Source organism: Paenibacillus sp. Y5S-9, assembly GCF_036894235.1.
In the GTDB taxonomy this organism is placed as follows: domain Bacteria; phylum Bacillota; class Bacilli; order Paenibacillales; family Paenibacillaceae; genus Paenibacillus.
Genome location: NZ_CP145887.1, coordinates 5,226,118 through 5,242,273, shown reverse-complemented (window position 1 = coordinate 5,242,273; position 16,156 = coordinate 5,226,118). Strand labels below are relative to the sequence as shown.

The following is a 16,156-nucleotide window of genomic DNA, read 5'->3' as shown; positions in this document are numbered from 1 at the left end:
ATGGATCATAGATCAATCGGAATCCGGAAAACGTAATGCCGGGTGAGAAAAGAGGGATGACATAATGAAGCAGGCTTATTGGTTAACAAACGTGACTTTGGAGCGGGGTTATGCTCGGGAGGGGGAACAGGTGACAGGGACACGGACAACCCTTGCTCATCTGCGAATTGAAGATGGAGTGATTGCGGCGATTGTGGAAGGAAACGACGCGCTGTCTAACGATCTGCCACAAGTAGATGCCAAGGGACTGTTGCTGCTGCCTTCGTTCGAGGAGGCACATATTCATCTGGATAAAACCTACTACGATGGGCCATGGACAGCCGTTAAGCGTATCTCCAGTATTTTCGAACGTATAGAAGAAGAGAAGGTTCTGTTGCCCAAGTTGCTGCCAGATGCCAAGCGTCAAGCGGAGCGTATTCTGACCTTGATCCAGGGGTACGGCTCCACTCATGTACGTAGTCATTGCAATATTGAACCCGTCAGTGGCTTGAAAAGACTGGAAACAACGCGGCAGGCTTTGGAATCATTTTCGGGCAAAATCTCGTCGGAGATCGTGGCTTTCCCGCAGCATGGACTGCTTCGCTCCCATTCAGTGGAGCTTATGGGCCAAGCGATGAAGGAAGGTGCAACACATGTGGGCGGACTTGATCCTCATACGGTGGACGAACAGATCGAGAATTCACTGAACGCCATGGTTGAACTGGCTGTTCAGTACCAGGCGGGCATTGATATACATCTGCATGATGGAGGGCAAGCAGGCAAACAAACGCTGCTTGAACTCGCAAATCTGACCGAAGCAGCAGGGCTTCAGGGTAAAGTTACGGTGAGTCATGCGTTCTGGTTTGCCCGTGCAGAGCAGCAGGAAGCGGAAGATATGGCGCAGCGAATGGGCTCGCTCGGGATGAGCATTGCTTCCACGGTGCCCATTGGCAGAACGATGATGCCTCTTCCCATGCTCCACCGTATGGGCGTGAACGTGAAGTTGGCCACAGACAGCCTGACAGATCATTGGTCTCCTTTTGGCAATGGGGATCTGCTTGAGAAAGCGGGACGCTTTGCAGAACTGTACGGATATAGTGACGAATTGTCCTTGTCTCAATCTTTGGCATTCGTAACAGGGGGGATCACACCGCTGGATTCACAAGGGGAACAAGTCTGGCCGAAGGTGGGAGACACAGCGAGTTTTGTGTTGGTCCATGCAAGTTGTTCGGCGGAAGCCGTTGCGCGGCGATCTGCGCGGCAGGCCGTGTGGTACAAGGGGCAATTGGTGAGTGGATCAACAGCGGATTGAGAAAATAGAGCGGGTGCAGCCACGGGAAACCGTGGTTTTTTGGCATGGAAAAAAAGAGGAAAGAACTGTTCGCAACTACCACATTTTGGGTTATGATGGACGTAGTTAATGAAGGGAGCACTACGAATGAAGATTGAATATGCAACGGAAGCTGACTACGACTATATCATTAATAGAGATCGGCATATCCATCAGCCACTTGTGAAAACGAAGATTAGTGAGAAAGAAATATTCATCTTATGGGACGAGGACGAGGGATCAAGAGTTGGATGGATGAGGTACGGTTACTTTTGGGACAACCTTCCCTTCATGAATATGATCTGGATTGATGAACCCTATCGAAACGGTGGAATTGGCAAAAAAGTGGTGCATCACTGGGAAAGTCTAATGAAGCAACAAGGCTTTGATACCGTGATGACTTCAACGCAATCAGATGAACATGCCCAACACTTTTATCGAAAGCTGGGGTATGTTGACGCAGGGGCTCTGTTGCTGGATAAACAACCTTTGGAGATTATATTGATCAAGAAAATCTAGTAATAAGCTTCAAGGAGTGAGGATTGTGAATATGGAGCAAGTGACGTTACAACCTGTAACCAAAGAAAATGAACTCGATTGCATTAACCTTAAACCGCGGGAAGATCAGCTGGATTTGGTCGCAAGCAATGCGGATTCATTGATCCATGCGACGAAGGAGATTACGTCCAAACCATATGGCATTTTTGCAGAGGATCAGATGGTCGGTTTTATTTTATTTGATAACGAGATCTACAATGACGGGTATTACTGGATTCTTCGCTTCATGATTGATGAGAAGCACCAGGGTAAGGGGTACGGTAAACTTGCTATTCAAGAAGTAGTTCGTATGTTGCAAGATAGAAGTGATTGCCAGCAAATCAGGGTATCCCATGTTCCGCATAACCTTGCGGCAAATGCGCTGTATAAGCGTTGCGGGTTTCAAGAAACGGGTGAGTTGGAAGACAACGGTGATATCATTTTAAGTTATCAAGTGAGGTAACAGGGAGGGGAAGCTTGATGATAAGAGAGGCAGAAGCTAGGGATGCAGCGGTTATCGAAAGGCTGTATACAGAATTATTGCCGAACAACTTAAACACAAAAGTACTGGCAGAGCGCATTGAAGAAGTTCGGAATAACCCAAACAGTTTCTTGTTTGTGTATGAACTGGGTGATCAGGTGATCGGAACGGCTCATTTACATATATGTCTGGATGCTTTGGTGGAAAATAGACCATTCGGTGTAGTTGAGCGGGTTATCATTACGGAACATGTGCAGAGCAAGGGATATGGATCTGACTTGATGAAACATATAGAGCATGTATGTGCGCAGAAAAATTGTGTGAAGGTGTTTCTTACCAGTGGATCATCCAGACAGGAAGCACACCACTTTTATACGAAATTGGGGTACAACGGAGAATCCAGCAAGGCATTTAAAAAGTATTTATAACTTATAACATTCATCAAGGAAAAGGAAGTAGAAGCAAAGAAATGAAAGAAAAAAAACATCCGGTTCAAGACCTCCGACTCATCGTTACTTTGCTCGTGGCTACTCTTTGTTGTCTAGGTGTTGTGATGTATTTACGTGCCCAAACAGATACGAATATGTATCGATTTTTAAGTTGGGATATGTTCCTGGCATGGGTACCATTCATCATCTCATCCTGCATTAGATACATATTCAATAAGAAATTAACCACAACGAGCATGATATGTATGGGGCTGATGTGTGGAGTATGGCTCTTTTTTCTGCCCAATGCGGCCTATCTTTTTACGGAGATTCTGCACTCATTCAGATACTTTGATGCTCAAGGGGAGGTTAGATTTTGGGTTAATATTGATTTTTGGTATGGACTCACCCTGACGTTTGCCGTAGCGATCATCGGATTGCTACTCTCGACTTGTTCGATCATTCAAATCCACGGCATGTTAAACAAATTAATAAATAAGTACATTAGCATGATGGTTGTCGGTGTTATTTTGCTATTGAGCAGTATAGGGGTCTACATTGGCAGATTTAATCGGTGGAATTCGTGGGATGTATTATCCAGGCCCGGGAAGATCTTCGTGGATCTTGTGAATGATTTTAATGCGGCGAACAGCATAATGGTTGAGTTTGTCGCCATTGTATTTACGGTTCAACTTTTTGGATACGTTATTTTATCTTTGCTAACCGCAAGGTCTAGCAGTTAATCTTCATTTGAAAGGGCAAAGGATCTGAAATGATGAAATCAATAACACAGGAAATTACGGAAGAATTGTTGGCTGTAATGGATATGTACCAGAGAATCGCGGGGCAATTAATCGACCAATTGATATTGGAAACCGATCAGCCTGATCGGACGGCAATTCTCGAAGGGGCGTACCATTTGCTGTCCAATGCGGATGTAATCCATGGAGAAGAAGAATTAACGGGAAACTGGTATTTTGATGTTCACGGCGAGCATTGTATGTTCAAGAATAGAGAAACAGGGCAGACATTAGAGGTTTTCCTTGGTAGTCCAGAAGATGTGGGTAACATGGACCCCTACTTTTTTTACAATTTTATAAAAACAACGCCAGAGCTTGCATACCTGACTTCGTATTTCGAGAATCCGTTTAAGGACATGTTGGATTTCTTCGAACGTATGGAGACAGAGCATGTGTTAATTCATGTTCACGGGGTGGCGTATAGAAAGGTTCATTAATTGCTGTACATGTAATTAAAACTGAGGAGGAATGACGTATGAGTTTAACGGAATGGTCTACAGATATTCTTCAATATGATCTGTCGGATGAATATTCGATTCGCAAAGCTGATTTTGCCGAATGGGGATTATATTGCACGGTTTATTATGATATGCGTTATGTCGGATTTTTCAGGGAAGAAGAGTTCAGTTCTTCCAAGATCAGTGCGTACTGGATTTACAAGGGGGAAAGCAAAATAGGTGGCGTGAGAATGGAGCCTAACCGGATGTATCATTTGTTTTTTATCCCGCCATTCCAGCAGTGCTTTGAGGTATTGAAACTTCTGAAGGATAAATTAATGCAGTGGTCCGATCGCACCAAACGCATTCTGACCTTTGAGATTCTTCCAGACCAAGTTGATCTATACGCAAGAGCTGGATTCTGGCCAGTGGAGTTCAGATGTCGCTGGATGCAGCGGCCTACAGATCATTTTGAAGTCGAATGGGACAGCAGGGTAACCGTGAAGAGTCCAGAGATTATTGAAAGTGAAACCGGCACCAGAAAATATGTAAATGAAGATGAAATTGCTCAATGTGACCTAGAGAGTTTTGCGGGAAGTCTCGAAGCTACACGAAGAAATAAAACCTCCCTTGCAGACTTTATACCTGACGAAGATCCTAATTATACGAATGAAATTCTGACTCAAGCCTCCACGCTTGTGTACGATAAGGAAACGGGACAGCTTATTGCCAACTGTCGTCTTTGTCTGCAGGATAATCAGGCTGCTGTATATAGCATAGGGGTTCGGCCGGCATATAGAGGAAGAGGGCTTGCTACACTGATGTTACAGAGAGCTTTGAATGCGCTTAAGGGTCAGTATCCTGTGCTGCGATTGTATGTGATGCAAGGGAATGATGCCGAGTCCGTATATTTGAATCTGGGATTTATTCCGGGTGTACAGGAGATTCAGACGATGTATATTCCTGAGGAGGAGTCACAATGAAGGTTGCCATCTTAACCGATATTCATGGGAACATTCCTGCGCTTCAAGCGGTACTGGCTGATATGGATTCCAGAGGAGATGTTGAGCATACATTTTGTTTGGGGGATATGATCGGCATCGGATCTTACTCCAATGAAGTGATCGAGATGTTGTACAGCCGTAAAAATATGATAGCGATTTCGGGGAATCACGAAGAAGCCGTATTGAGTTTGCTCCAGAATAAGGGGCCATTAGAAGGGCATAAAGGCATAGCTGAGCACCACGAATGGATTGGTCAACATCTAAGTGCAGAATCGATCAAGAGAATACAAGCTCTACCGAAATTCGTTGAAAAAGAGGTAGAAGGACATCGGTTTCTTTTGACTCACTATCATATGAGCAACGACAAGTTGGATGTCATCGATAAAGAACCATCCGGGACCAAATTGGACGCGAAGTATCAGGGGACGGCCCATGATTTGGTTTGTTTTGGTCATCATCATATTCTTCATTATTATAAGACAGATCAAAGAGTATATCTGAATCCGGGAGCTTTAGGCTGTAACGATCTTGCCATTGCCAGATATGGCATCGTGGATCTCCAAGAGGGCAAAGTGGACGTGAAATTCATTGGCGTTCCATATGACAACAAGGAGTATCTGCAATCCTATGAACGGTTGAACGTTCCGGATCGGGCTTTTCTTTTGAAGGCATTCCATGGCAATCAGTTGGAGAGAGAGCATATAGACGGCAGTAAACGTTCGTAGCAATGTGCTGCTACTTTGGAAAGGAGAGATGTACATGGGAATGATCATTATGTTGGTGGTGTATCTGTTCCTCGGTATTTATGTTGTGAAAGTTGGAATAGATAACTCAAAAAATAGCCAGCACACCAAAGAAATATTATCAGAGTTAAGGGAGATTAAGGAACTGTTGAAAGAGCGAAGGTAAAGATTGATTAGGCTTGTGCTTCAAAATTAGCTGAGGATCAGCATTTTCCAATGCCTCCCTCTTCTGTAGGTCAGGTAAGGGAGGATTCTTGTGCAGCTAGCCACTTTAACCCAATACACGAATAACAATATCCTGATCATGGTTACCAAAACCAGCACCATAGATTGTTAATCCACCTACGTTGGGACTTTCCTCGTCAACTGTGAAGCGAAGCGTCCAGAACGGTTCGCTAAGCTTAATATCCGCGAGAGTAACGTCTGACATCCGCTCACCATCCATATACGTACCGGAGGCATCAATGCGTATGGTCTTCAATAATCCATACTGATTCACATTGCGATGCCACCATTCTGGCGTATATTTGCCGCGTGCTGCTCTGCCAAAGTCGGCAGGGCTTGTCCACGTTCCAAGAGAAACACCATTGAAGGTGAAACGAATATCGGAAGGCCAGTGATCTCGCAATCCTGGAGCTTCAGACGCCAGTTCCATCGAAATTTCAATAGCATCGGTTGTCTGGTCAGGTAGTAGAAAGTTCGGTGTTTTATATTCAACATAGCCCTTCCCAAACCACAGGATAGCGGCGTGTACCCGCTCAGGATCAAGGAAGTAACGCGGATCATCCCATACACCGATTTCTTTCTCGAGTGTGCCTAGCCCACAGGTAGGATGGATATCAAAAGCAGTATAGTGTCCGACGGATATCGTCTGTTCTCTGGTTCGTGAAGTTTGGCTTGCGGATGGCAGCTCGATCTCAATCTGATTTTGCTTGAGGTAACATAATTTGTGTGTTCCTCCGTTAATCCGAACTCTTCTACTCCCAATTAGACCCGCATCCTCCAGTTTGCGAATATGCATCGTGACAATGGAGGGGCTAATCTCTAATACTGCCGCAATATCCTTCACATTCATTTCGCGATCTGCAATCATATCCATGATTCTCCATCTGACTTCGCTTGCAAGCGCCTCATATAAAGGAAGGAACTGGGGCTCCCCATTTGCTTTGATCATCTGTACAACTCCCTAACATCAATCATCTAAAATCACATATATATTAATTTAATAAAATTAACTCCAAGATGCAATCCAGATTCATTGCAAGTTTACACCCAATGGTGTTTAATTTTTTTAGTTGTTACGAAGTTGAATTCTTATATTTGTGAATTTTTATAATAAGAGGTGGAGTGGAGTAATGAAATATAATAACCCTGTTGTAAAAGGTTTCTATCCGGACCCTAGTGTGATTAAGGTGCACGATACATACTATATGGTGTGCAGTTCTTTTCAATATTTTCCGGGCGTACCGCTCTTTGAAAGCAAGGATCTGCTGAATTGGAAGCAGATTGGTCACTGCCTGACTCGTAAAAGCCAGATTCAGCTCGAGACGGTGAACAGCTCTGGGGGTGTATTTGCACCAACGATCAGGCATAATGACGGACGTTTTTATATGGTCACAACCAACGATACAACTCATCAGAATTTCTATGTCTGGACGGACGATATTTACGGAGAATGGTCTGAGCCTATTTATGTGGATCAAGGCGGAATTGATCCCGATTTGTATTTTGAAGATGAAAGAACCTTGTTTATGAGTAACGGGGTGGATGATGAAGGCGTTGGCGGAATTGTCCAGTGTGAGCTTGAGATTGAAACGGGCCGCAAACTGACCCCAAGTCGGTCAATATGGAATGGGACAGGTGGACGATATCTGGAAAGTCCACATCTCTATAAAATGAACGGTTATTATTACCTGCTTGCAGCTGAAGGCGGCACTGAATATGGTCATATGGTTACGTATGCTCGGGGCACTTCTTCTTCAGGTCCGTTCGAAGCCTATGCGCACAATCCGGTTCTAACCAATCGCAATCTGGGCGGTTATGAGCTCCAGGGTGTGGGGCATGGTGATCTGGTTCAGGATGATCGGGGAAACTGGTGGCTCTTTCACCTGGGATTCCGACAGATCGGCAGATGGGCTACGTACCATCATCTGGGCCGAGAAGTATTTCTGACTCCGATCACGTTTGATGAAGACGGATGGTTTACAGCTGGGCATGAAGGTACAACGCTGACGAGTTTTGAGACTAATCGTATCCCGGACACGGTGATCCAGCAGGATAAGAAGCATTATACGTTTGAAAATACAGACTGGAACCTCGACTGGTGTTACCTTCGTCATCCAAATACAGAGCACTATCAGCTTGAATCAGATAAACTTACGCTCACAGGAACTGATGTAACGCTGGACGTTCCAGCATCCCCAACGTTCATTGGGTTACGTCAAAAAGACTTTAATGCCACAATTTCAGTCGATGTCAGTGTGACGAGTGGAGAAGCTGGGATCACGATCTACATGGATGAGAATCATCATTATGAAGTGGCTATTCTTGGGGAGCAGGACGGCTATAAGGTGATCGAGCGGCTGAATATCGGTGATGTCAAATCGATAGAACATGAAGTGAATCTGGGAAATAAACAGCATGCAACGCTGGTAATCCGTTCAAGCCAGGAACGCTACAGCTTCCTGTTTCAAGTAGATGGTGAAGAGATTCTGCTGGGCACGGCACAGACGAGATACCTATCCTCGGAGGTGGCAGGAGGTTTTACAGGCGTACTTATTGGGTTATACACGAGCGGGCAAGATGCTTCAGCTGAGTTTACAAATTTCAAGTGTGATTATCATTAAGAAGTTAAGGGAAGGTCCTAAGAGGCCTTCTCTTTTTTTTAATTTGTGTCAAATAATCCACATGTAACAAAAGGTTAAGAGAACGTGTTATTTAATTATATAGCTTGAGTGAATAACCAAGGAGGAGTTGTATGGAGGATCAATGGAGAATTGCAAAGTATGATCCGGCATGGCGTGATTTGTTTCTCGAAACGGGTTCGAAATTAAGAGAAGCGTTAGGAGAAAAGGCTGTGCGGATTGACCATGTTGGGTCCACTTCAATTGTTGGTATAGATGCCAAACCCATCATAGATATACAAATATCTGTTTCCCAGTATGAAAATTTGTTGGACTACAAACATGAGATCGAAACAGTCGGATTTGTATTCAGACCAGAAAATCCAGATAAGACTAAACGTTACTTTCGTGAAGAACCCGGAAACAGAAGGATACATATACACGTTAGACAGGCAGGCAGTTTCTCCGAGCAGATGACCTTACTGTTCAGAGACTATTTAAGGGAGCATCCAGAAGATTGTTTGAACTATGCGGAAGAAAAGCACAGACTCATGTCATTGTATAAAGATGAGCGTCCCAAATATGTTGAAGGAAAAGGACCGATGGTGTGGAGCATATTACAGAAAGCACATCGTTGGTCTCAAGAAATCGGATGGCAACCGGCAAAATCTGACGCATGAGCACATCCAATGATAGAGATAACTGTATTGGAGTGATGAGATGAACATGGGAAGAAAGCTGATAACAACCGTTCTAACCATCATTTGTTTTACTTTGGCTGCAAGTCTCATATCGATGAATGAATCCTACAGTTTTGATTTTTACATTGTTATTTATCTGGTATACGCGACGCCCCTGATCCTTTTGATTGGGCTACCTTTATCGATATTGCTGGACTACCTGCTCAGCCAAATACAATTCGTCAATCATGTGTTGTATCTAAGTACGAGGATATTGAGTTATGCCTGTGCTGGAGTTTTAGGTATGTATATTTATTATCTGGTCATGGGCGCAGGAGAAGCAATCTTGGATTTCAAAGAGACGTTAGTTCTGACCTTATTTGGCGTTCTTGCTGCTATTCTATTTGTACTGATTGATATGGGATTGGAAGTTTTTTTAAAGGTACGAAGAAGAAAGAGTTGAATTATATTGATTCGTCAGGAGGAAAGCAAGATGACAACGCATTGTGCACTTCTAATCATTGATGTACAGGTAGCGATGTTTGATGAAGCAGATCCCGTCTACCAGGGGGAACGATTGCTTCAGAAGATTCAGGTGTTAATTGCCAGGGCCCGTGAAGCAGGCCATTCCATCATATATATCCAGCACAGTGAAGGGGTAGGCAGTCCACTGGAACGAGGAACTCCGGGATGGGCCATTCATCCGTCCATTGCACCTATAGCTGGTGACCTCGTTATCGAAAAAGAGACACCGGATTCATTTCACGAAACCGATCTGCATCTGAAATTGCAAGAAAATGGCGTGACGGAGTTGATTCTCGCCGGTATGCAGACCGAGGTATGTGTAGATACGACTTGCCGCAGAGCGTACAGTTTGGGTTACACTGTCAATCTGGTTCAAGATGCGCACAGCACATGGAATTCAAAGACACTTCAAGCGGAGCAGATTATTGAACATCACAATACGGTACTGAGACTGTTTGCCAACGTGGTGGATACGGAGAATGCGCTGTAATGCTAGGAAAACGTAGGCGATTCTGGTTTTTAATAGGTGCGGCAATCATGTTTCTGTATTTTCTAATCACGAGTAACCCTGATCCAAATAAGCCGATTTCAAGAAATCAAGTGATAAGCACAGAGATGAGCATAGTCGTGTACACCAGGACAGGCGACGGTGGAGCACACGTTAGCATTGACAATGTTACGTTAAGTAAAGAAGACATTAGCCGTATAGTCGGCTGGCTGAATGCAGCCCCGGAATCAGCCAAAATACCAGTAGATGATGTCACAGGAAGCATTAGTGCAGGAATTGCTTTGAGATTAAAGCATAACGCTGAAATTAAAATTCAATACAATCGGAAACAGATTATTGTATCCACAAAAAGCAGATTTAATAGAGATTCGAAATATATACTTGATCAAAAGGACTTAAGAGACTTTTTGGATCAAAAGTTGGAAGGGACATATTTTGGTGAAGATCCCGTTAAGGATGAATGAGGAGGAGAGGTATTGACGATTAACAAAAGAATAATGAATCTATCAGCCTGGCTTGCTGTATTAGCCATCCTATGTATACCTGGAACTTTACATACTGAAGATGGACCGCTCCGAACAGAGTATGGTTTCCCGATCCGATTCTTTACGGATTATCATTATGCTAATTCAGAGGGAACAATCTGGTTTATATCTGGCATCTATTTAAATGTACTTCTATACTTGTTCAATGTTCTGTTTATTTATGCAGGTATTCATGTAATCTTGTATATTAAAAAGAAATTAACTAGGACATAAAGGTGGAGTGATTACGATGAAACAACTTCCAGTAGAATGGAAGTCAGACCGGCTTATTGTCTCGAATGTGAAAGAATCCGATATTCCTGAACTTGAGTCCATATATGAGACCAGTCGGTACTTGCATCAATGGGATGGACAAGAGCATGATCGGAACTATGTGAAAGAATGTTTTGAAGAAGGCCACCTTCCTCCGGGAGGCAGGCTGGAGAATTATCGAATTCAATCCATTCGCACGAATGAGGATGACCGCTATATTGGTTTGTTAAGTGTGTACCATGGGTATCCCTCCGAGGATTCGATCTATCTCGAATTTCTATATATCCAGAGCGAGATCCAGAAGCAGGGATATGGAAAAGAATTAATTCAGGCACTAACTCTGCACTGTTCCGAGCTTGGTTACAAGGAAATTCGAATTAACGTGGCACTCAAAAATTGGCCTGCATTACGCTTCTGGATCAAATCCGGATTTAATCAGATTAATGGAATTTATGGTGATCTTGAATATTCGGAGGATACCTTTGCCAATACAGAATTGATCAAATCTCTCTGAAAAACATCGATAAAGGGGAATATACTAATGGAAACATTCTTTCGTTATAACTGGATGGTGCGTGAGCAATGGTATGTGTGGTGTGAAGATGTGCCGCTTGAAGAGTTGCTTCGGCCTCGTACAGGCGGAGTAGGCAACATATTACAAACATTGTTTCATATCATTGATGTAGAGTGGAGCTGGCTTCAATTGCTTCAGGGCAAACCGGATGATGCGGAAGATTTTGCAAACTACCAGAATCTTGAGGCGGTAAGACGATTGGATCGCAAATTACGTCCTGATGTAGAGGCATTTGTTACAGCATGGGATTTGCGTATGGAAAAAAGAGCTTACATTGATCATCGCTCAGCTGGCAAGGTCGCTACAGATTCATGGGGAGAAGTTATGCGACATGTGATCGCCCATGAAATTCACCATATGGGACAGATGTCGGTATGGGCCAGAGAATTGGGCAAACAGCCAGTATCCGCTAATGTGATTGGCAAAGGCCTGATTATACCTGACTAACAGGGAGAGGCGGTCATAACATGGGAGGAGGAGAACGATGACGATTCAACTTAGCCAGATTAATTGGATAGAACTGGATGCGCGTATCCAGGAGGTGATGGAACAGGAGTATCAGATCATTCCTTTGCCACCTGGACTGGAAGCGAGTGTGATGAGAATCGAAATGGGTGATCAGCGTTACGCATCGAAAGTCTGGGACAAGGATTCCAAACCGGATATCGCCAAACAATATCGATTAATGTCCAAGCTTTATCAAAGTGGGATTCGTGTTTCCAAACCCTACGGTTGGGGGTTAAACGAGCAAGGAAATCAAGTGCTGTTAACGAGCTATGATGGAAAGCCGGTTACCCAATTAACACAAACCAAACTGACACATTTGGCTGGACGATTAATGGAAGTCCATCGTTATCCGGTGAATGAAGTGGGTACTGGAGCAGATGAAGAATACATATTCAGGTACGATTTTGTTCAATACTTTTTTCCTCAAATTGAGTTACATGACGATATATATGATCTTCTGGAAAACTTGATCCAGCAGGTCCAGATCAGACAGGACTGTTTGATTCATGGTGATTATAATCTGGGAAACATTCTTGAAATGGAAGGTGATTACACCATTATCGATTGGACTAACGGCCAATACGGTGATCCAAGGTATGATATTGCATGGTCGGTGTTTCTCATCACGATCTATAATGGTGAGAGTTACGGTGAGATGTATCGCTCTCAATTTGCACATTCTGCAAGTAATACATACACGCTGGAAGAGGAGCAGGTTTTTGAAGCGATAGCTTGTCTGCGCTGGATTCTGTTAAGACGCGTTGGGGATGTACCCATGGGGCCAGATGTAATGGAAAGGGTTCACAGCATGGCTGTCCATAATCCATATTTGAATGAACATCTGCTGTAATCGTAATACGGGGATACACAATGACGACAGTATACGATTAAGTAATAAAAAGACCGCATTTTTCAATTAAAATAAACAGCCAGTCCTAAACTAGCGATCCTCGCATACCTATGATAGTAGAGGAGCGTGATCGATATGGAGCAGAAAGTGCAAACGTACTTTGAACTGAAGCAGCAGCAAAAAGATATTGAGCAGCAGTTGTCTGTACTACGAGATGAGATTGTCGCGTATTGTGCAGAACAAGGGGTCTATGAGACGCAGGTTGGTGGTTACACCGTGAAAACAGTGCTGCAGAACCGGAAGGAATACGATGATCAGAAGCTGTATGCTTCTCTTCCAGACCCGGACATCTGGCGATTGTTGTCCAAGGTAGACAGCCATAAGCTGAAAAGCCTCATCAAGCTGAACATTCTGTCCGAGGAGCAAATTAACCCGGCATGCACCGTGAAACAGGTGACGTTGTTACAGGTGGACAAGCTGTAACGTGTCATATCCTCTTTGTACATGAGTTGAATTTAACTGAACATCGCGATCACATAACACCTTCCAAGAAATCGTTCTGTTGCGATGAGCAGTGGAACAAACGTGGAGGTGTTTTTGTTTTGCGCACAGGGCCCAGGATCATAATTAGTTAAATATGAGGGGGAAGAAGTATAATTTGTTCATTGTAAGCGTATTCAACAAACGATATGATGAATAAAAATGGGCAGGGAGGAATTGTAAATGCCAATAGAAATTCCATCACTACATGCTGCGTACGCTAATACGTTTAAAATAGGTGCTGCTGTACATACCAGAATGTTGCAGTCCGAAGGGGAATTTATCGCCAAACACTTCAATAGCATCACGGCTGAAAATCAGATGAAATTCGAAGAAATTCACCCGGAAGAGGATCGTTATACATTTGAGGCGGCGGATCAAATTGTTGAGTTTGCCGTTGCCCAAGGAATTGCGGTTCGCGGACATACTTTGGTCTGGCATAATCAAACATCGAAATGGGTTTTCGAGGATACATCAGGTGCTCCTGCTTCCAGAGAACTGTTATTATCCCGTTTGAAGCAACATATCGATACGGTAGTAGGTCGGTATAAGGGGCAGTTATACGCGTGGGATGTTGTTAATGAAGCTGTTGAAGACAAGACTGACCTGTTCATGCGGGACACGAAATGGTTAGAGCTAGTGGGAGAAGACTACTTGCATCAAGCATTCAGCATGGCTCATGAAGCTGATCCAAATGCCCTTCTTTTCTATAATGACTACAATGAGACGGATCCGGTCAAACGGGAGAAGATCTACAATCTGGTTCGGTCTTTGCTGGACAAGGGAGCACCTGTACATGGAATTGGCATGCAGGGACACTGGAATATCCATGGCCCTTCCATTGAAGAAATCCGAATGGCTATTGAACGATACGCTTCACTGGATGTACAGTTGCATGTTACCGAGCTGGATATGTCCGTGTTTCGTCATGAGGATCGTCGAACGGACCTCACCGCGCCAACTTCGGAGATGGCTGAGCTACAGGAGCGTCGATATGAGGAAATCTTTAATTTGTTCCGTGAGTATAAATCATCCATTACCTCTGTGACATTCTGGGGAGTAGCGGACAATTATACCTGGCTGGACCATTTTCCAGTACGTGGGCGCAAAAATTGGCCCTTTGTATTTGATCAGCAGTTGCAGCCTAAGGAATCATTCTGGCGTATCATTAACCCTATGTCCTGAACATCAGGGAAGTGGAGAGAATCGGTCACGATGTGGCCGATTTTTTGCTGTACTCAATATAGATTGTACAGTACGACAATCTCTTGCATGATAGAGGCGTTGATTGGTTTGGATGATAAAAATATGGTATTAAATGGGATTTTGTGATGGGGTTGAAGAAATGGTGAACCAAATTCTTTCCTGAAATGAGATGAGAAGATGGATTACATCCGAAACTATTTAATTACTTTTGCAGGAAATTTTATATTTAGTTATTATATCTTTGAAGAAGGTACTTTTGCCAAACCGCTGATGTTTGCTACATTCATGCTGTTGCTGATCATGACAATCGATTACATGAAAAGTAGAAACAAATATACATTGGATTAGGGTATGTCCATGTTTTTAAACGATTCTGGAGTACAGGGTCGTTTTTTTATTGTATATAGAACAGCTTCCATTTACATCAAGACCATTGTTCATTACACTTGATGAGTAGCACTTCATTACCTCAGTTTTTGTTAACTCAATTCAGATCATCAGGAGGATATCATTATGCATCAATCCGCACATATTCAGGAAGCAAGAGATTACATATTAAACCGAATCCATACCAAACCTGCCGTAGGCATGATTCTGGGTTCGGGACTGGGAGCGCTCGCGGACGAGATTGAAAATGCGACCGTTATCCCGTATACAGATATTCCGTATTTCGCGCAATCGGAGGCTATCGGTCATGCCAATGAATTGGTTATTGGTGAACTGATGGGCAAAACGGTTGTAGCGATGAAAGGCCGTCTACATTATTATGAAGGTTTTACATTGGACGAAGTGACATTCCCGGTTCGCATCATGAAGGCGCTGGGTGTCGAGCAATTGCTTATCACCAATGCCTGCGGAGCAATCAATACAAGCTTTGAGCCAGGTCAACTGATGCTCATTACAGATCATATTAACCTGGTAGGCAATAACCCATTGATGGGACCAAATAATGCTGAATTGGGTGTGCGCTTCCCAGACGTATCACAGGTATACAATCGCGAACTGCGCAGTATTGCCCTTAAGGTTGCAGAAGAACAAAATGTTGGCCTGCAGCAAGGTGTCTATGCATGGTGGAGTGGCCCGGCATATGAGACACCAGCGGAGATCCGCATGATTCGTACGATGGGTGCGGATGCAGTGGGCATGTCTACGGTACCTGAAGCCATTGTTGCCATTCATGGCGGTATGAAGGTACTGGGCATTTCCTGTCTGACCAACATGGCCTGTGGTATTCTGGATCAGCCGTTAAGTCATGATGAAGTTATTGAAGTGGCTGCGCAAGTGAAAACAACCTTTATTGGTTTGGTAAAAGGCATCTTGAAAGAGATCTAATCGCGAGATGATTTCTATCTAGGCCACGATGGATAGGATAGAGTTTTCATCCAAC

General features: G+C 43.8%; 22 protein-coding genes. 21 read left to right on the top strand and 1 reads right to left on the bottom strand.

Going from position 1 to position 16,156, the window contains the following annotated elements:
* The first annotated feature begins 64 nt into the window (after positions 1-64).
* From V6669_RS23090 to V6669_RS23050, 9 genes are all read left to right on the top strand, one after another.
* Positions 65-1,291 carry an amidohydrolase gene (locus tag V6669_RS23090; protein WP_338588260.1) on the top strand — a complete coding sequence of 409 codons (1,227 nt, stop codon included), beginning with the start codon at positions 65-67 and terminating at the stop codon, positions 1,289-1,291.
* Positions 1,292-1,417: 126 nt separating this feature from the next.
* Positions 1,418-1,828 carry a GNAT family N-acetyltransferase gene (locus V6669_RS23085; RefSeq protein ID WP_338588259.1) on the top strand — a complete coding sequence of 137 codons (411 nt, stop codon included), beginning with the start codon at positions 1,418-1,420 and terminating at the stop codon, positions 1,826-1,828.
* A gap of 31 nt (positions 1,829-1,859) precedes the next feature.
* Positions 1,860-2,309, top strand: a complete 450-nt coding sequence (locus V6669_RS23080; protein WP_338595021.1) for a GNAT family N-acetyltransferase — start codon at positions 1,860-1,862, stop codon at positions 2,307-2,309.
* A 17-nt stretch (positions 2,310-2,326) separates the two neighbouring features.
* Positions 2,327-2,755, top strand: coding sequence for a GNAT family N-acetyltransferase (locus V6669_RS23075; RefSeq protein ID WP_338588258.1), 429 nt, complete (start codon positions 2,327-2,329; stop codon positions 2,753-2,755).
* 41 nt (positions 2,756-2,796) lie between these two features.
* Positions 2,797-3,498 carry a DUF1361 domain-containing protein gene (locus V6669_RS23070; protein WP_338588257.1) on the top strand — a complete coding sequence of 234 codons (702 nt, stop codon included), beginning with the start codon at positions 2,797-2,799 and terminating at the stop codon, positions 3,496-3,498.
* 29 nt (positions 3,499-3,527) lie between these two features.
* Positions 3,528-3,992, top strand: a complete 465-nt coding sequence (locus V6669_RS23065) for a hypothetical protein (RefSeq protein ID WP_338588256.1) — start codon at positions 3,528-3,530, stop codon at positions 3,990-3,992.
* A gap of 38 nt (positions 3,993-4,030) precedes the next feature.
* Positions 4,031-4,975 (top strand): GNAT family N-acetyltransferase, encoded by a 945-nt coding sequence (locus tag V6669_RS23060; protein WP_338588255.1) that lies wholly within the window; start codon positions 4,031-4,033, stop codon positions 4,973-4,975.
* Entirely contained in the window at positions 4,972-5,721 is a 750-nt protein-coding gene (locus V6669_RS23055; RefSeq protein ID WP_338588254.1) for a metallophosphoesterase family protein, read from the top strand. Before V6669_RS23060 ends, V6669_RS23055 begins: the two co-directional genes overlap by 4 nt.
* 34 nt (positions 5,722-5,755) lie before the next feature.
* Positions 5,756-5,905, top strand: coding sequence for a hypothetical protein (locus V6669_RS23050; RefSeq protein WP_165980251.1), 150 nt, complete (start codon positions 5,756-5,758; stop codon positions 5,903-5,905).
* A gap of 105 nt (positions 5,906-6,010) precedes the next feature.
* Here the strand turns inward: V6669_RS23050 and V6669_RS23045 are convergent, their stop codons facing one another.
* Positions 6,011-6,913, bottom strand: a complete 903-nt coding sequence (locus V6669_RS23045; RefSeq protein ID WP_338588253.1) for an ArsR family transcriptional regulator — start codon at positions 6,911-6,913, stop codon at positions 6,011-6,013.
* Positions 6,914-7,094: 181 nt separating this feature from the next.
* On the opposite strand from V6669_RS23045, the gene V6669_RS23040 reads away from it, so the two are divergent.
* From V6669_RS23040 to V6669_RS22985, 12 genes are all read left to right on the top strand, one after another.
* Positions 7,095-8,585, top strand: coding sequence for a glycoside hydrolase family 43 protein (locus V6669_RS23040; protein ID WP_338588252.1), 1,491 nt, complete (start codon positions 7,095-7,097; stop codon positions 8,583-8,585).
* A 131-nt stretch (positions 8,586-8,716) separates the two neighbouring features.
* Positions 8,717-9,262: a GrpB family protein gene (locus tag V6669_RS23035; RefSeq protein ID WP_338588251.1), complete on the top strand. Its 546-nt coding sequence runs from the start codon at positions 8,717-8,719 to the stop codon at positions 9,260-9,262.
* Between the two features lie 40 nt (positions 9,263-9,302).
* Positions 9,303-9,725 (top strand): hypothetical protein, encoded by a 423-nt coding sequence (locus tag V6669_RS23030; RefSeq protein WP_338588250.1) that lies wholly within the window; start codon positions 9,303-9,305, stop codon positions 9,723-9,725.
* Positions 9,726-9,755: 30 nt separating this feature from the next.
* Positions 9,756-10,277, top strand: a complete 522-nt coding sequence (locus tag V6669_RS23025) for a cysteine hydrolase family protein (protein ID WP_338588249.1) — start codon at positions 9,756-9,758, stop codon at positions 10,275-10,277.
* Positions 10,277-10,759, top strand: a complete 483-nt coding sequence (locus V6669_RS23020; protein ID WP_338588248.1) for a hypothetical protein — start codon at positions 10,277-10,279, stop codon at positions 10,757-10,759. Before V6669_RS23025 ends, V6669_RS23020 begins: the two co-directional genes overlap by 1 nt.
* Before the next feature lie 310 nt (positions 10,760-11,069).
* The gene (locus V6669_RS23015) at positions 11,070-11,606 is read left to right on the top strand and encodes a GNAT family N-acetyltransferase (RefSeq protein ID WP_338588247.1); all 537 of its coding nucleotides are present in this window, start codon (positions 11,070-11,072) and stop codon (positions 11,604-11,606) included.
* A gap of 27 nt (positions 11,607-11,633) precedes the next feature.
* Positions 11,634-12,113 carry a DinB family protein gene (locus V6669_RS23010; RefSeq protein WP_091027858.1) on the top strand — a complete coding sequence of 160 codons (480 nt, stop codon included), beginning with the start codon at positions 11,634-11,636 and terminating at the stop codon, positions 12,111-12,113.
* Between the two features lie 37 nt (positions 12,114-12,150).
* Positions 12,151-13,023: an aminoglycoside phosphotransferase family protein gene (locus tag V6669_RS23005; RefSeq protein ID WP_338588246.1), complete on the top strand. Its 873-nt coding sequence runs from the start codon at positions 12,151-12,153 to the stop codon at positions 13,021-13,023.
* Between the two features lie 135 nt (positions 13,024-13,158).
* Complete coding sequence (locus tag V6669_RS23000) at positions 13,159-13,506, top strand: hypothetical protein (protein ID WP_081746078.1); 348 nt, start codon at positions 13,159-13,161, stop codon at positions 13,504-13,506.
* 240 nt (positions 13,507-13,746) lie between these two features.
* On the top strand, positions 13,747-14,748 hold the full coding sequence (locus tag V6669_RS22995; RefSeq protein ID WP_338588245.1) for an endo-1,4-beta-xylanase: 1,002 nt from the start codon (positions 13,747-13,749) through the stop codon (positions 14,746-14,748).
* A gap of 198 nt (positions 14,749-14,946) precedes the next feature.
* Complete coding sequence (locus V6669_RS22990; protein WP_338588244.1) at positions 14,947-15,117, top strand: hypothetical protein; 171 nt, start codon at positions 14,947-14,949, stop codon at positions 15,115-15,117.
* Between the two features lie 165 nt (positions 15,118-15,282).
* Positions 15,283-16,101, top strand: a complete 819-nt coding sequence (locus V6669_RS22985) for a purine-nucleoside phosphorylase (protein ID WP_036617166.1) — start codon at positions 15,283-15,285, stop codon at positions 16,099-16,101.
* Positions 16,102-16,156 lie beyond the last annotated feature (55 nt).

Excerpts from the sequence above, each read along its gene's own strand:
- V6669_RS22995 (WP_338588245.1), top strand. The coding sequence starts at position 13,747 with ATGCCAATAGAAATTCCATCACTACATGCTGCGTACGCTAATACGTTT.
- V6669_RS23035 (WP_338588251.1), top strand. The coding sequence starts at position 8,717 with ATGGAGGATCAATGGAGAATTGCAAAGTATGATCCGGCATGGCGTGAT.
- V6669_RS23020 (WP_338588248.1), top strand. The coding sequence starts at position 10,277 with ATGCTAGGAAAACGTAGGCGATTCTGGTTTTTAATAGGTGCGGCAATC.
- V6669_RS23030 (WP_338588250.1), top strand. The coding sequence starts at position 9,303 with ATGAACATGGGAAGAAAGCTGATAACAACCGTTCTAACCATCATTTGT.
- V6669_RS23005 (WP_338588246.1), top strand. The coding sequence starts at position 12,151 with ATGACGATTCAACTTAGCCAGATTAATTGGATAGAACTGGATGCGCGT.
- V6669_RS23075 (WP_338588258.1), top strand. The coding sequence starts at position 2,327 with ATGATAAGAGAGGCAGAAGCTAGGGATGCAGCGGTTATCGAAAGGCTG.
- V6669_RS23065 (WP_338588256.1), top strand. The coding sequence starts at position 3,528 with ATGATGAAATCAATAACACAGGAAATTACGGAAGAATTGTTGGCTGTA.
- V6669_RS23070 (WP_338588257.1), top strand. The coding sequence starts at position 2,797 with ATGAAAGAAAAAAAACATCCGGTTCAAGACCTCCGACTCATCGTTACT.
- V6669_RS23050 (WP_165980251.1), top strand. The coding sequence starts at position 5,756 with ATGGGAATGATCATTATGTTGGTGGTGTATCTGTTCCTCGGTATTTAT.
- V6669_RS22990 (WP_338588244.1), top strand. The coding sequence starts at position 14,947 with ATGGATTACATCCGAAACTATTTAATTACTTTTGCAGGAAATTTTATA.
- V6669_RS23015 (WP_338588247.1), top strand. The coding sequence starts at position 11,070 with ATGAAACAACTTCCAGTAGAATGGAAGTCAGACCGGCTTATTGTCTCG.
- V6669_RS23060 (WP_338588255.1), top strand. The coding sequence starts at position 4,031 with ATGAGTTTAACGGAATGGTCTACAGATATTCTTCAATATGATCTGTCG.
- V6669_RS23090 (WP_338588260.1), top strand. The coding sequence starts at position 65 with ATGAAGCAGGCTTATTGGTTAACAAACGTGACTTTGGAGCGGGGTTAT.
- V6669_RS23085 (WP_338588259.1), top strand. The coding sequence starts at position 1,418 with ATGAAGATTGAATATGCAACGGAAGCTGACTACGACTATATCATTAAT.
- V6669_RS23025 (WP_338588249.1), top strand. The coding sequence starts at position 9,756 with ATGACAACGCATTGTGCACTTCTAATCATTGATGTACAGGTAGCGATG.
- V6669_RS23000 (WP_081746078.1), top strand. The coding sequence starts at position 13,159 with ATGGAGCAGAAAGTGCAAACGTACTTTGAACTGAAGCAGCAGCAAAAA.
- V6669_RS23055 (WP_338588254.1), top strand. The coding sequence starts at position 4,972 with ATGAAGGTTGCCATCTTAACCGATATTCATGGGAACATTCCTGCGCTT.
- V6669_RS23080 (WP_338595021.1), top strand. The coding sequence starts at position 1,860 with ATGGAGCAAGTGACGTTACAACCTGTAACCAAAGAAAATGAACTCGAT.
- V6669_RS23045 (WP_338588253.1), bottom strand. The coding sequence starts at position 6,913 with ATGATCAAAGCAAATGGGGAGCCCCAGTTCCTTCCTTTATATGAGGCG.
- V6669_RS22985 (WP_036617166.1), top strand. The coding sequence starts at position 15,283 with ATGCATCAATCCGCACATATTCAGGAAGCAAGAGATTACATATTAAAC.
- V6669_RS23040 (WP_338588252.1), top strand. The coding sequence starts at position 7,095 with ATGAAATATAATAACCCTGTTGTAAAAGGTTTCTATCCGGACCCTAGT.
- V6669_RS23010 (WP_091027858.1), top strand. The coding sequence starts at position 11,634 with ATGGAAACATTCTTTCGTTATAACTGGATGGTGCGTGAGCAATGGTAT.